The sequence below is a fragment of the Pseudomonas sp. FBCC-B1667 genome, from assembly GCF_059133255.1.
Window position 1 is genome coordinate 4,625,534 of record NZ_CP101437.1, and the last position, 14,293, is coordinate 4,639,826.

General features: G+C 59.4%; 15 protein-coding genes. 9 read left to right on the forward strand and 6 right to left on the reverse strand.

All coding sequences use genetic code 11. From position 1 onward, the window contains the following. The first annotated feature begins 34 nt into the window (after positions 1-34). Genes NL116_RS21295 through NL116_RS21310 form a run of 4 tightly spaced genes read left to right on the forward strand, consistent with a single transcriptional unit; the run spans position 35 to position 3,494 of the window. A complete protein-coding gene (locus NL116_RS21295) occupies positions 35-952 on the forward strand; it encodes a metal ABC transporter substrate-binding protein (protein WP_494373907.1) in 918 nt (305 codons plus the stop codon). Further along, positions 949-1,692 carry a metal ABC transporter ATP-binding protein gene (locus tag NL116_RS21300; protein WP_494373908.1) on the forward strand — a complete coding sequence of 248 codons (744 nt, stop codon included), beginning with the start codon at positions 949-951 and terminating at the stop codon, positions 1,690-1,692. The genes NL116_RS21295 and NL116_RS21300 overlap by 4 nt, the downstream gene beginning before the upstream one ends. Next, positions 1,692-2,591 (forward strand): metal ABC transporter permease, encoded by a 900-nt coding sequence (locus tag NL116_RS21305; RefSeq protein ID WP_494373909.1) that lies wholly within the window; start codon positions 1,692-1,694, stop codon positions 2,589-2,591. Before NL116_RS21300 ends, NL116_RS21305 begins: the two co-directional genes overlap by 1 nt. Next, on the forward strand, positions 2,592-3,494 hold the full coding sequence (locus NL116_RS21310) for a metal ABC transporter substrate-binding protein (RefSeq protein ID WP_494373910.1): 903 nt from the start codon (positions 2,592-2,594) through the stop codon (positions 3,492-3,494). It abuts the gene before it with no gap. A gap of 62 nt (positions 3,495-3,556) precedes the next feature. Here the strand turns inward: NL116_RS21310 and NL116_RS21315 are convergent, their stop codons facing one another. The 5 genes from NL116_RS21315 to NL116_RS21335 form a co-directional block, all read right to left on the reverse strand. Then, positions 3,557-3,784: an MbtH family protein gene (locus tag NL116_RS21315; RefSeq protein WP_494373911.1), complete on the reverse strand. Its 228-nt coding sequence runs from the start codon at positions 3,782-3,784 to the stop codon at positions 3,557-3,559. A gap of 82 nt (positions 3,785-3,866) precedes the next feature. Continuing rightward, positions 3,867-5,279, reverse strand: a complete 1,413-nt coding sequence (locus NL116_RS21320) for an aspartate aminotransferase family protein (RefSeq protein WP_494373912.1) — start codon at positions 5,277-5,279, stop codon at positions 3,867-3,869. A gap of 56 nt (positions 5,280-5,335) precedes the next feature. Then, positions 5,336-5,818, reverse strand: coding sequence for a GNAT family N-acetyltransferase (locus NL116_RS21325; protein ID WP_494373913.1), 483 nt, complete (start codon positions 5,816-5,818; stop codon positions 5,336-5,338). A 114-nt stretch (positions 5,819-5,932) separates the two neighbouring features. Further along, entirely contained in the window at positions 5,933-7,258 is a 1,326-nt protein-coding gene (locus NL116_RS21330) for an ATP-binding protein (protein ID WP_123432585.1), read from the reverse strand. Next, complete coding sequence (locus NL116_RS21335) at positions 7,255-7,935, reverse strand: response regulator (protein WP_494373914.1); 681 nt, start codon at positions 7,933-7,935, stop codon at positions 7,255-7,257. Before NL116_RS21335 ends, NL116_RS21330 begins: the two co-directional genes overlap by 4 nt. Positions 7,936-8,201: 266 nt before the next feature. Between NL116_RS21335 and NL116_RS21340 the strand changes: the two genes are divergently transcribed. From NL116_RS21340 to dsbG, 5 genes are all read left to right on the forward strand, one after another. Further along, a complete protein-coding gene (locus NL116_RS21340) occupies positions 8,202-8,897 on the forward strand; it encodes a hypothetical protein (protein WP_494373915.1) in 696 nt (231 codons plus the stop codon). Between the two features lie 130 nt (positions 8,898-9,027). Further along, positions 9,028-9,804: a hypothetical protein gene (locus NL116_RS21345; protein WP_494373916.1), complete on the forward strand. Its 777-nt coding sequence runs from the start codon at positions 9,028-9,030 to the stop codon at positions 9,802-9,804. A gap of 117 nt (positions 9,805-9,921) precedes the next feature. Next, complete coding sequence (dsbD, locus tag NL116_RS21350) at positions 9,922-11,658, forward strand: protein-disulfide reductase DsbD (RefSeq protein WP_494373917.1); 1,737 nt, start codon at positions 9,922-9,924, stop codon at positions 11,656-11,658. Further along, positions 11,658-12,524, forward strand: coding sequence for a prolipoprotein diacylglyceryl transferase family protein (locus NL116_RS21355; protein ID WP_494373918.1), 867 nt, complete (start codon positions 11,658-11,660; stop codon positions 12,522-12,524). Before dsbD ends, NL116_RS21355 begins: the two co-directional genes overlap by 1 nt. Next, complete coding sequence (gene dsbG, locus NL116_RS21360) at positions 12,500-13,270, forward strand: thiol:disulfide interchange protein DsbG (RefSeq protein ID WP_494373919.1); 771 nt, start codon at positions 12,500-12,502, stop codon at positions 13,268-13,270. Before NL116_RS21355 ends, dsbG begins: the two co-directional genes overlap by 25 nt. Positions 13,271-13,386: 116 nt before the next feature. Here the strand turns inward: dsbG and NL116_RS21365 are convergent, their stop codons facing one another. Then, positions 13,387-14,211, reverse strand: a complete 825-nt coding sequence (locus NL116_RS21365; protein WP_494373920.1) for an alpha/beta fold hydrolase — start codon at positions 14,209-14,211, stop codon at positions 13,387-13,389. Positions 14,212-14,293: the final 82 nt, after the last annotated feature.

A 14,293-nucleotide genomic window follows, 5' to 3' on the forward strand; every position in this document is an offset into this window, starting at 1 on the left:
CCCTCGCCTTGATCCGAGAGAAGACTGCTTTCCCATGCCTATTTCATCTTTCCTGCGCCTGCTATCGGTAGGCTTGCTGGCCTGCCTGCTGACCCCACTGGCCCATGCCGACGACGCCAAACGCCTGCGCATCGGCATCACCCTGCACCCTTATTACAGCTACGTCGCCAACATCGTCGGCGACAAGGCCGATGTGGTGCCGCTGATTCCGGCCGGGTTCAATCCGCACGCCTACGAGCCCCGCGCCGAGGACATCAAGCGCATCAGCGCACTGGACGTGATCGTGCTCAATGGCGTCGGACATGACGACTTCGCCGACCGCATGATTGCCGCCAGCGAAACCCCGAACATCCCGGTGATCGAAGCCAACGAAAACGTGCCGCTGCTGGCCGCCACCGGTGTGGCCGCACGTGGCGCAGGCAAGGTGGTCAACCCGCATACGTTCCTGTCGATCAGCGCCTCGATTGCCCAGGTCAACAACATTGCCCGGGAACTGGGCAAGCTTGATCCGGCCAACGCCAAGACCTACACGCAAAACGCCCGCGTCTACGGCAAACGTCTGCGGCAGATGCGCGCCGATGCCTTGGCGAAACTGACCCAGGCGCCCAACGCCGAACTGCGCGTGGCCACCGTTCATGCGGCTTACGATTACCTGCTGCGTGAATTCGGCCTCGAAGTCACCGCCGTGGTTGAACCCGCCCACGGCATCGAACCAAGCCCGAGCCAGTTGAAAAAAACCATCGACCAACTGCGCGAACTGGACGTGAAAGTGATCTTCTCGGAGATGGATTTCCCCTCCACTTACGTCGAGACCATTCAGCGTGAATCCGGGGTAAAGCTGTACCCGCTCTCGCACATTTCCTATGGCGAATACACCACCGACAAATACGAAATGGAAATGACCGGCAACCTCAACACCGTGGTCCGGGCGATACAGGAGTCGGGCCAATGACCGCTCAAGAAAACCTCTCGGTCCAAAGCACCGGCCCGACCCTGGATTTCGCCGACGTCAGCCTGACACTCGGCCGCACCACCATCCTCGACAACGTGACCTTTCAAGTCTCGACCGGCAGCGTGCATGCGCTGGTCGGCCCCAACGGCGGTGGCAAGAGTTCGCTGGTCAAGACCCTGCTTGGGCAGATGCCGCATCAGGGTCGTTTAAGCCTGCAATGGCCCGGCACACCGGGGACCATCGGCTACGTGCCGCAAGCCCTGGAGTTTGATCGCGGCCTGCCCCTGACCGTCGACGATTTCATGGCTGCCATGTGTCAGCGGCGCCCGGCGTTCCTCGGTTTGAGCAAGCATTACGCCGTCGCGATAGGTGAAGCGCTTGAGCGGGTCGGCATGCAGGACAAACGCAAACGGCGCATGGGGGCGTTGTCCGGCGGAGAACGTCAACGGGTGTTGCTCGCTCAAGGACTGATCCCCGCACCGCAATTGCTGGTGCTCGACGAACCGATGTCGGCGCTGGATGAAGCCGGCATTCAGGTGTTCGAACGGCTGCTTGGCGACTGGCGCCAAAGCGGTATCACCGTGCTGTGGATCGAGCACGATCTGGAAGCCGTCGGGCGTCTGGCGGATTGGGTCACCGGGCTCAATCGCCGGGTGTTGTTCGATGCCACACCGAAACAGGCACTGACCCCGGAGCGCCTGCTGACCCTGTTCTCCACCCATCCACGGAGCGATGCGTGATGAGTTATGAAGCCTTCCGTTTGATGATTCAGGGCTGGGCGACTTCGGGTTACTTGCCCGAAGCACTGGCCTATGGGTTTGTGGTCAACGCGCTGCTCGCCGGCCTGTTGATCGGCCCGGTGCTGGGTGGTTTGGGCACGCTGGTGGTGGTCAAGCGCTTCGCGTTTTTCTCCGAAGCGGTGGGTCACGCGGCACTGACCGGCGTGGCCGTCGGCATCCTGCTCGGCGAACCTTACACCGGGCCTTATGGCAGCCTGTTCGGTTACTGTTTGCTGTTCGGCATTTTGCTCAATTACCTGCGCAACCGCACCGGCCTGGCGCCGGACACCTTGATCGGCGTGTTCCTGTCGGTGTCGTTGGCTTTGGGCGCGAGCCTGCTGCTGATGCTCGCGGGCAAGATTAACGTGCACATTCTGGAGAACGTGTTGTTCGGTTCCGTGTTGACCGTCAACGGCAATGACCTGGCGGTCCTGGCCATCGTCGGTTCGCTGGTCATGGCGCTGGCCTTGCCGTTGTACAACCGCATCATGTTGGCCAGTTTCAACCCGCAATTGGCGGCGGTGCGTGGGGTGGCGGTGAAGACCCTGGATTACCTGTTTGTGATTCTGGTGACACTGATCACCGTGGCTGCGGTGAAGGTCATCGGCGCAATTCTGGTCGGCGCGCTGTTGGTGATTCCGGCAGCCGCCGCACGCTTGCTCAGTCAATCACTGAAGGGCTTCTTCTGGTGCTCGGTGCTGATCGCCACGGTCAGCACGCTGTGCGGGATTCTCGCACCGATTGTTTTTGATCTGCCGATCCCGTCCGGCGCCGCGATCATTCTGGTGGCCGGTATCGCCTTCGCCTTGTCCGCCATTGCGCGCGGTGTCGTCCCCAGCCTCAAAGGGAATCTCGGATAAATGTCTTATTCTCTGCGTCAACTGACCCTGACCGTGGCGCTCTGCGGGCTGGTCAACACTTCGTTTGCGGCGGACGCCGCCAAACCGCTGCACGTGCTGGCGTCCTTGCCGATCACTTACGGCTTGGGTGAAGTCTTGCTCAAAGGCACTGACGTCAACCTTGAACGTGCCGCACCGGCGAACTTGCCCGGCAGTCGTCAGACCGCTTACTTCACCGGCCGTGGCGCCCCGGCGCTCGCCAAACTGGCGACCGACGCCGATGCGGTGATCGGCCTGCGTTCTCTGTGGGCGGATGATCCGTTGTATCCGATCTCACGGCACAGCAACATTCGCATCGTTGAAGTCGACGCGGCGCGCCCAGTGGACGGCGCCCTGCCCGGCATCGCCGTGCAGCCGGATAACAAGGTTGAGGGTTTGAACAGCCAGCCGTGGTTGTCCAGCAACAACATGGGGCGGATGGCGGACGTGATGGCCGCAGACCTGGTGCGCCTGGCGCCAAAAGCCAAACCTGCGATCGAGGCTAACCTGGCGGCGCTGAAACAGCGTTTGCTCAAACTCAGCGCCGACAGCGAAGCGCGGCTGGCCAGTGCTGACACTCTCAGTGTGATGAGCCTCAGCGATCACTTTGGTTATTTGATTGGCGGGCTCAATCTGGAGCTGATCAGAGTCGATCCGCGACCGGATGCCGAGTGGACGCCTGAAGCACTCAAGCAATTGGGCGCGACGCTGAAGGACAATGAGGTGGCGGTGGTGTTGCATCATCGGCAGCCTTCGGACGCGGTTAAAGCGGCGATTGCCGCGGCCGGTAGCCGGTTGGTGGTGTTGAGTATGGATGCGGCGGATCCGGTGGCAGAGCTGGAAGGGAATGTGGATAGGGTGATCAAGGGGTTGAACGGAGCGTAACCTCCGGACATGAAAAAGCCCGCTGACCTTCTCGGTTCAGCGGGCTTTTTTCATGCAGTCAATCAGTGAGCCAGCGCCGCCTGCTCTTCCATCTTGCGACGCAAACTCAGCGGACGCATGTCGGTCCAGGTTTCTTCAATATAAGCCAGGCATTCCTTCTTCAAACCGCTCTTGCCGACGGTGCGCCAGCCTTCCGGCACGGCTTTGTAGTCAGGCCAGATCGAGTATTGCTCTTCGTGGTTGACCACGACCTGAAAGAGGATGTCCTCGCGGTCGAATACTGAAGTCATGGGCGTTTCTCCTTCGCTGTAGGGTGGGCTGCGCGGCGTGCACAACCGTTATGTAGAAAGAACGTTCAGAGCGACTGAAAATTTAGAGACTGGCGGTGGCAGCGGCCATGGCCCGGCCGAAGATCCCGGCCACCTGATCGATTTCAGCCGCCGTGATCACCAGCGGCGGCAGGAAGCGCATCACGCCGCCATGACGGCCACCCAGTTCGAGAATCAACCCGCGTTTGAGGCATTCGCGCTGCACCAGCGGTGCCAGTGAAGCACCTATCGGCGGATGGCCCTGAGCGTCCGTCGCACCGCTCGGGTCGACCAGTTCGACGCCGAGCATCAAGCCACGACCGCGAATGTCGCCCATGTGCGGGAAGTCCCGCTGCAGGATGCGCAGGTGTTCGCTCAAGCGTTCACCCATGACGGCCGCGTGCTCGCACACCTTGTGTTCGATCAGGTAACGCATCACCGCAGAACCGGCGGCCATGGCCATCTGATTGCCACGGAACGTCCCGGCATGCGCGCCCGGCAGCCAAGTGTCGAGCCAGTCGCGGTAAACCACCACCGCCAGCGGCAGGCTGCCGCCGATGGCTTTGGACATCACCACCACGTCCGGAATGATCCCGGCGTGTTCAAAGGCAAACATCTTGCCGGTGCGGGCGAATCCGCTCTGGATTTCATCGACGATCAGCGCCACGCCAGCCTTTTCGGTGATACGACGCACACCGCGAAGCCAGTCGAGATCTGCCGGGATCACGCCGCCTTCGCCCTGTACCACTTCGACAATCACCGCGGCTGGTAACTGAACACCGGCCTCGGGATCATTCAGCAGGTTTTCCAGGTAGCGCAGATTGACCTGCACGCCCTGCGCCCCACCGAGGCCGAACGGGCAACGGTAATCGTAGGGATACGGCATGAACTGCACACCGCTGCTGAGCAAAGCACCCAGGGGCTTCTTCGGCCCCAGGCTGCCCATCAGGCTCAATGCGCCTTGGCTCATGCCGTGATAACCGCCCTGAAACGACAACACGGTGCTGCGTCCGGTGGCGGTGCGCACCAGTTTCAACGCGGCTTCCACCGCGTCGGTGCCGGTCGGGCCACAGAACTGGATCTTCGCCTCGGCAGCCAGTGCTGGCGGCAACAGGCCGAACAGGTCCTGGACAAACTGGTCCTTGACCGGCGTGGTCAGGTCCAGGGTGTGCAGCGGCAGTTCATCGCTCAGCACTTGCTGGATCGCTTCGATCACCACCGGATGGTTGTGCCCCAGCGCCAGCGTCCCGGCACCGGCCAGGCAGTCGATGAAATGGCGACCTTCGACGTCCTCGACATAGATACCCTTGGCGCGTTTCAGCGCCAGGGGAATACGCCGCGGGTAGCTGCGCGCATTGGATTCCTGCCGGTTTTGACGGGCCAGCAGCGGCGATTCATTGAACTGGTACAGCATTTCGGCAGGCGTCGGGACAATCCGGGCCGGCTGATCTTCGATAAGACTGGTAGCGACTGACATTTCTCGACCCTTCAATACAGATTCCTGTTCTGGAAACGCATCAGGGGCTCAAGGATTTAGACCGTCGACAATGCTTTGTGCATGGGAACCGCCTGAAGCCCCGCCACCGAGAAGGTTTCAGCGCATGCCTGGTAACCCAGATGCCGGTAAAAGGCTTCGCCGGTTCGGGTGCTGTTGAGTCGTGCTTGCTGCACACCGTGATAGATCAACCAGCCTTCAAGGTCGCGCACCAGCGTCTGCCCGACACCGCGGCGGAACCATTCCGGTTGCACGTAACAGAACGCGACCTTGCCGCTGATGGCAGCCATCGCGACGCCCACCGGTTTGTCGTGCAACAGGGCGATATTGAGGTACAACCGCTGGTCAGTCAGCCAGGGCTGGACGTGTTCGATGGTTTTATTCCGGACCCAGGTGGCGACGGTGCGCAGGTCATTGCGGTGATCCAGCGCGCACCCCACCCGAATGGAGCGCTCGACGATACGACTGATGATGCCCGCGTCGGCGGAGGTTGCCTTGCAGATGTGAACCGTTGCTTCCATGGCGCTGTTACCTCAATCCATTGAGAAAAAGCTGCCGAGGACGATAGCGCTCCGGGGCGCGGGTGACTAATGGAGAGACGTTACATTTGGTGTGCCACATCAATCCCCTGTGGGTTAGATCGTTTGCAGGGGCATGGTCAGCTCGACCCGCAACCCATCCGGTCGACTGTCAAACCGCAACGTACAGCCACAACGCTGGACAATCGCCTGGACAATCGCCAGCCCCAACCCGCAACCGGTGCTCTGGCCATTGCGCCAGAAACGTTGGGTCAGGTGTTGCAGATCGTCTTCGGCAATCCCCGGCCCATGGTCGCGAACCAAAAAGCGCGCACGATTGCCGGTGGTTTCCAGGCTCAACTCAACGGCGCCATCGCCAGGGGTATGGCGCAAGGCGTTGTCCAGCAGGTTGCGCAATGCGGCAATCGACAACACGGCGGGCATTTGCACCGGCGCACTGGAGAACGTGTTCGGCATCTGCAGCTTGATGCGTTGCCGATCCCCGCTGGCGGCGTCCTGAATCGCCAGTTTCGCCACTTGTTCAGCGCTGCACTGGACGCCGTCATCGAAGGACAGACTGCCCTCGACCCGCGCGAGCAACAGCAGTTGTTCAAGGGTCCGGTGCATGCGGTCGGCGCCTTCTTCGGCGCGGGCCAGGGATTGATCCCGCGCCGCGCCGTCGGTCATGCGCGCCACTTGCAGGTGGGTCTTGATCGCGGTCAACGGACTGCGCAGCTCGTGTGCCGCATCACCGGTCAGACGTCGTTCGCGCTCGATGGTCTTGCCGATGCGCTGGAACAGCTGATTCTGCGTGTCCAGCAGCGGTTGCAGTTCGCTGGGCAACGGCTGGATCTGCAACGGCTCGAGGGAATCGGCGCTGCGCCGCATCAGCGCGTCGCGCATCCGGTTGAGCGGCGCCAGCCCTTGGCCGATGCCCAGCCACAGCAGGCACAGACAACCGAGCAACGCCACACCCACCGGCACCGATGCGGCCAGCAGGATCGACATGTTCAGCGCCTCGCGCTCGATTTGCCGGTCGGCGGTGGTGATGCGCAGATCACCGCGCGCCAGGGTGAAACTGCGCCAAGGTGCGCCGTCGATCATTTGGTCGTGAAAGCCCATTTTCTCGGCTTCCAGGGTTTGCTGCGGATCGGTGTGGCTGCGGGCGAGGATTTCGCCGCGCAACGAACTGACCTGACAGGCCATGCCACCGGGGATATTCAATTGTTCAGCGCTAAAATGGGTGCCCTCGCCCTTGGTCGGCAACGCGGGCAATTGTTCCATCAGGCCGGCGACCATGCGCGCAGAAGCCACCAGTCGCTGGTCGAGGGAAAACATCATTTGATTACGCAGGTCGCTGAGCATCCAGGCCGCCGCCAGCGCCCAGATCAAAGCAAAAGCAGCGCCGAGGGTCAGACTCAGGCGCAAACGCAGGCTCATCACTTCGAGGAATCTCCGCCATCAGCCGGCCCCAGGCGATAGCCCAGGCCGCGCACGGTTTCGACGATGCCGTTACCCAGTTTGCGCCGCAGATGATGGATGTGCACGTTGAGGGCGTTACTTTCCAGTTCGTCGTTGAAACCGTAGACGCTGTCCTTGAGTTGCTCGGTGGAGAGCACACGTCCCCGGTTATGCAGCAAGGCCTGCAACAATGCCTGCTCGCGACGCGACAGATCCACCGGTTGACCGCCAAGCACGGTTTCGCGGCTGCTAGGGTCGTACGTCAAGGCACCATGTTCGATCAGGTTGACGCTGCGCCCCGCCACCCGGCGCAGCAAGGTATGCAGACGCGCAGCCAGTTCGCGCAGATCGAACGGTTTGAGCAGGTAATCATCGGCGCCGGCTTGCAAGCCATCGACCCGATCCGTCACTGAATCACGCGCGGTGAGAATCAGCACCGGAATCTCCAGGCCGTTGTGACGCAGTTGCTGCAACAACTTCAGACCGTCCTCGTCGGGAAGGCCGAGGTCGAGCACCATGACGTCGAACTCAGCCACCTTGAGCATCGCGCGCGCAGACGACGCCGTGGCGACGTGCTCGACCGTCAGGCCCTGTGCGGTGAGGCCAGCAACAATGCCGCTGGCGATCAGCTCATCGTCTTCACAAACCAGTACGTGCATGGGCGCTCCCAGGAGTAAAAACGCGAGTCAAACAGGTGAGGATTAAGGCGCAATTATGGCAACAGTAATGGCTGACGAACAGCCCGACATTCAGGCAGTTTTACCACAGTCAGAAGCAGGCAAGTTATCCGCCTCAGACAGAAACACATAGCGACAACAAATCACTCTAAGCCCCAAACAAAACTAAGTAATCTAACCCCGCACCGCACTCAGTACACCTCAAGCTTCAAGACAAACAACCCCAACTAACTGAAAGGAATCAGATCATGCAAACGCTGAAGAATTTTGTGGCCGTTGATTGGCGCGCCGGAAAAGACAAAATCTATTTCTTCTTCAAAGACACCCATCAATACTCACGGTTCGATATTGACTCAAACACGGTTGAAGACGGTTATCCTGCCCACATTACATCCGACAACTGGGGAGCCGTACATGCTCAGCTCAAAAACCTGCGTTTCGGATTCACTGCCCCTGCACTGGGCGGCGCCTGGGGCGGAGGCGATGATATCCTCTGGCTATTTTATTACGGCGGTGATACACCGATGGTCTGCAAGTATGACCAGGACCTAGACAAGCCTGTCGGAAACTATCGCGTTGAAAATTCCCTATGGAGCTCCTTGCTTCCTTACTTTGATAGAATAGTTGCCGGCACGTGGTGGGATCTTCATGCACCAATAAATACATTTCGATTCCTGATGAATGATGGGCACTACCTCATTTTTAACTATTCAAAAAATACAACTGCACGACTGCCAATAACACCTGACTCGTGGCCCGGACTTTCACAGTATAAAGATCGAATTATAACGGCGGTGCAAAACGACGCCCCTCTTATCGACACCTACTACTATATTTTTCTCACGAACAACGAATACATCAGGTACAACCTCAAGAACAACAAGGCGGAGACGGGTCCTGTAAAAATCGATCACAACAATTGGCCCGGACTCTTGCGGGGCTGAGACGTAGAGCCAGGCACTGCCCGTCATGAATCAAGTTACCCATGATGGGCCGCGTTTGTGCAGAGACATGGCACTGCCCAATGCGTATTCACTATGTGTACGCCCCATATTCATTGAAAGGACTCATCACATGCCAGCACTTGAAAATCTAGTCGCCATCGATTGGCGTTCAGGAAAGGATAAATTCTATTTCTTCTACACAAACACCAACACTTACTCCCGCTTTGATATTGACGACAACAAAGTCGCGGATGGATACCCGAAGGCTGTTAAAGGAAGGTGGTCGACATTCGAAGGCCATGTAAGAAACCTGCGATTTGGATTTACGACCACGGCGTTAACGCTTGACCGCCCCATGGACCATTCTGATCTTGATATCCTCTGGCTGTTTTACTACGAACAGGATATCCCGATGGTCTGCGCCTACAATCAAGACACTGACAACGTCATACACGCCAGGCCGGTGAATGAGACAAAATGGAAATTGCTACTTCCTTACTTTGACCGGATTATTACTGGCACGTGGTGGCAAGTAAATCGCAGCTCATTGTTTCGATTTATTTTGAACGACGGAAACTCGCTTTATCTGGACTGGGATGAGACGCCTCAAAACCCTCAAATCGACTATCTGGAAGACAAATATGACGACAACCTCTTTAATCCGGTGGCAACACCTATTCAAACCCTAAGACTCGACCCTATTACAGAGATCACTTGGCCAGGTCTGGCCGCCTACAAAGACCGAATTATTACCGGGGTGCAGAAAGATCGTACGTTTGCCGACAATTATTACTATGTTTTTCTGACTAACAATCAATACCTGATATACAACATTGCGAAAAACACTCTGGAGTCTGGCCCACATTCGGTGAACGAAGGGTCTTGGCCAGGGCTGTTGCGCCATTGAGGATGGGAGCTGATTACGGTCCATGAGCGACATCGTGGACAGTCCAGCGGCGGTTAATCATTGGTTAATCGCCGACTCCCATTGTGCACCTCACTTGTACAGGGATAAGGCTTACCCATGCGTCGTCTGTTTTTATTTTTTGTCCTCTTGATCTCGGGCATGGCCCAGGCAGGGACCAATCCGTTCGAAACCAAACCTGAATTCCTGCCGGTGGAAAAAGCGTTCGTTTTCACCTCCGAACGCCTTGAATCGGGTGAGACACAACTCTATTGGCAGATCAAAGACGGTTATTACCTTTATCAAAAGCGCCTGAAATTCGATGATTTAGCTGCTGATCAGCATCCCGAATTGCCGAAAGGCGAAGCGCACAGTGACGAGTTCTTTGGCGAACAACAGGTTTACCGTCAGGGTCTGGAACTCAAGATCCCGGCCGGTGCTACCGGTCAAATAAAGGTGGGCTTCCAGGGCTGCGCCGATGCTGGTTTGTGCTATCCGCCACAGACCCAGCTCGTGGATTTGGGTGGTGTCGCACCGATTGTCGCCAACCAGGCACCGGATCAAGCCTTGGCCAGCGGCCTGCAACAACGGGCGCTGGGCTGGAGCTTGCTGGTGTTTTTCGGTTTGGGGCTCCTGTTGGCATTCACCCCTTGCTCATTGCCGATGTTGCCGATCCTGGCCGGTTTGATTGTGGGCAGCGGCGCCACCTCCAGACGCGGGTTCGCCCTGTCGGGAAGCTACGTGGTGAGCATGGCGCTGGTGTATGCGGCGATGGGTGTATTGGCCGCGTTACTCGGCGCGAACCTGCAAGCGTTGCTGCAAAACCCCTGGCTACTGGGCAGTTTCGCAGCAGTGTTTGTACTGCTGGCGTTGCCGATGTTCGGGTTCTTCGAGTTGCAACTACCGGTGGCGGTTCGCGACCGTCTGGAAAACGTATCGCGCAATCAACGTGGCGGTAGCCTGCTCGGCGCCGGTGCGCTGGGCGCCTTGTCCGGTTTGCTGGTGGGTCCGTGCATGACCGCCCCCTTGGCCGGCGCCCTGCTCTACATCGCGCAAAGCGGTAATGCGTTGCATGGCGGCTTGATTCTGTTTGCCATGGGCATAGGCATCGGGGTGCCACTGCTGCTGCTGGTGACCATCGGTAACCGCTTCCTGCCCAAACCCGGCGCCTGGATGAACCTGCTCAAAGGCATCTTCGGTTTCCTGTTCCTCGCCACCGCGTTGCTGATGTTGCGTCCGGTGCTGGATGAATCGCTGTGGATCGGTTTGTGCGGTGCGTTGCTGCTGATCGCCGCCTACAGTGCCTGGAAACAGTCGGAAGGTTTCGGCCGCGTCGCCCATCTGTTCGGCGCCAGTGCGCTGTTGCTAGGGATGTGGGGCGGTCTGCTGATGATCGGCGCCGCCGGGGGCAGTGATGATTTGCTCAAACCGTTGCAGGTCTATAGCGCCTCAGCTTCTTCCGGTAACGCCGCTCGCCCGACCGGCCATGAAGCGTTCACCACGATCAACAGTCCGCAAGCGCTGCAACAGGAACTGGACGCCGCCCAGGCCCAGGGCCAATGGGTGCTGCTGGACTACTACGCCGACTGGTGTGTGTCGTGCAAGGTCATGGAAAAACAGGTGTTCGGCAAACCCCAGGTGATGGAAGCGTTGAGCGATGTGCGCTTGCTCCGGCTGGACGTCACCGCCGACAATGCCGCCAGCCGCGCACTGCTCGGCCGTTATAAAGTGCCGGGGCCACCGAGTTTTCTGTGGATCGGCGCCGACGGCGAAGAGCGTCGCAGCCAGCGCATCACCGGCGAGGTCGATGCCGACACCTTCCTGCAACGCTGGACCACTACCCGAGACGCCCGTTAATGCTGACCTTTACCCTCGGCACCTTTGCCATCGCGCTTAACCATTTGCTGCTGATCAGTGCCTTGGTACTGGCGACGCTGGTCGGCTGGCGGGTGGCCAAACGGGGTGGCGAGAACCCCGAGTCGGCGTTGTTCAGCTTGTTCCTGGTGGGCATGCTGGCGGCGCGGCTCAGTTTCGTGGTGGTTTACTGGACGCACTATCGCAACGATCCGTGGCAAATCATCGACCTGCGCGACGGTGGTTTCCTGGCCTGGCCGGGGGTGATTGTGCTGTTGCTCGCCACGCTGTATCGCGGCTGGCGTCGGCCAGGGTTGCGCCGTCCCCTGGGGTTCGGCGTGGGCGGCGGCCTGGCGTTCTGGCTGCTGGCAACCTTCTCCCTGAGCATTTACGAGCAAGGCACGCGCCTGCCGGAAATCAGCTTGCGCAATGCCGCCGGTGAAACCGTGCAACTGGCCGATTACAAAGGCGGCCCCCTGGTGATCAACCTCTGGGCCACCTGGTGCCCGCCGTGCCGTCGCGAAATGCCAGTACTGGAAAACGCCCAGCAACACCGCCCGGACCTGACGTTCCTGTTCGTGAATCAGGCCGAAAGCATGCAAAGCGTCGCCACATTTCTCGAAACCCAAGGCCTGAGCCTGACCAACGTGCTGTTTGATGGCGGCGGTCGTCTGGGTCAGGCCGTGGGTTCCATGGCTTTGCCGACTACGCTGTTCTATAGCAATGACGGTCGCCTGCTGGGCAGTCATTTGGGCGAACTCTCTGAAGCCAGCCTGGCCCGGGCCCTGGAAAACTTCGACAGTCCTTCTTCTGCCGCACCGTCCACTTCTTCAAGGAAACTGCCATGCCCCGCCTCCGCCACCTGCTGACGCTGACCCTGGGCGCCGCCCTGCTGCACTTGCCGTCGGTGCAGGCCGCCGACGAACTGCCCGAAGCGATCAAGAAGATCGAAGCCAAGGGCGCGAAAATCGTCGGCCAGTTCGATGCCCCCGACGGCTTGCGCGGTTACGCGGCGCAATACCAGAACCGCGGCATGGCGCTGTACCTGACCCCGGATGGCAAGCATGTGTTGCTTGGCAACCTCTACGATGCCGACGGCAATGACCTGTCCGCGGCGCCGTTGCAGAAACTGGTCTACGCGCCAATGTCCAAAGAAGTCTGGGGAAAAATGGAAGCCAGTAACTGGATCGGCGACGGCAAAAAAGATGCCCCGCGTGTTGTGTACCTGTTCAGCGATCCGAACTGCCCTTACTGCAACCTGTTCTGGGAACAGGCGCGGCCATGGGTGAAGTCCGGCAAGGTGCAATTGCGCCATATCATGGTCGGAATCATTCGCGAAGACAGCCCAGGCAAATCGGCGGCATTGTTGGCGGCCAAGGACCCGAGCAAAGCGCTTGAAGAACATGAGAAGTCCGGCAAGGAGAGTTCGCTGAAGGCTCTGAAGGACGTGCCGCCGGCGATTCAGCTGAAACTGGCGGCGAACATGCAGTTGATGGAAGACCTGGAGTTGCAGGCGACTCCGGCGATTTTCTATATGGATGACAAGGGTGAGCTGCAACAGCAGCAAGGCGCGCCTTCGCCGGACAAGTTGACGAAGATTCTGGGGCCTAAGTAGTTATTCCCGAAGGCGCTCTGGTGAACTCACCGACGCCTTCGCGAGCAAGCCCCGCCCCCCCATTTAACCTGTGTACACAGGACAAAAGTGGGACCGGGTTTGCTCGCGAAGAACGATTACACGGTCTTGCAGGTTCTCTCTGCCAAAAACTTCAGCAGCGCCTCAGTGACGAACCCGGGATTCTCAAGACTGGAGATATGCCCCGCCTCCGGCACCAGCACAGACGGGCACCCGATCAGCTCAGCCATTTCCTTCGCTTCCGACGGCGGCCGCGGCTTGTCCTGATCGCCACACATCACTAGCGTGGTTTCAGGATTCAACGCCCCCAGGCGCGGCAACAGATCATCCCGCGCAAACGTAATCCGCCCCATCGGCACCACGCTTTCACGCAGACGCTGCGGCGGCAGCGCAGCCAGCTTTGCGCGAAACGCCTGATACAGCGCCGACTGGGGATCAATGCCCGGACGGAAAAAGATTGGCACCACGATGTCGAGCAAAGCCGCCGAGATCACGCCAGTGTCCTCAATCTGTTTGAACAACGAAAAATAGTACTGGCGAGTCGGTTCCGGCTCGACCCCGAGGTAGGTGTCCATCAGCACCAGGCCGTTGATTCTCTGGGGTGCTGACAGTGCCAGCCGAGTGCCCCACATGCCTCCGACAGACAGACCGACCAGCGTGACACGATCGATGTCCAGATGATCGAGCAACGCCAACGCCTGGCGCGCAATGTCGTCCAGCGATCGCGTGCCTTCGGGCATAGGACCGGATTCGCCGTGGCCCCACAGGTCCAAGGCGACAACCCGGTAGTGCGGTGACAGGGCGGCAATCTGCGGGGCCCACATGGCCTGGTCCCACAGGTAGCTGCCGGCCAGCAGCACCACGGGGCCGGTGCCTTGATCAAGGTAATGGAGGGTTTGACCATCAATCGTTGCGAAGGGCATTGACGGGTTCCTGGGTGAAAACTGGAGTGGGGAGACTGTGCTGCCGTGGGTCCGCAGTCAACTGGTCATCGCCTGGAATGGC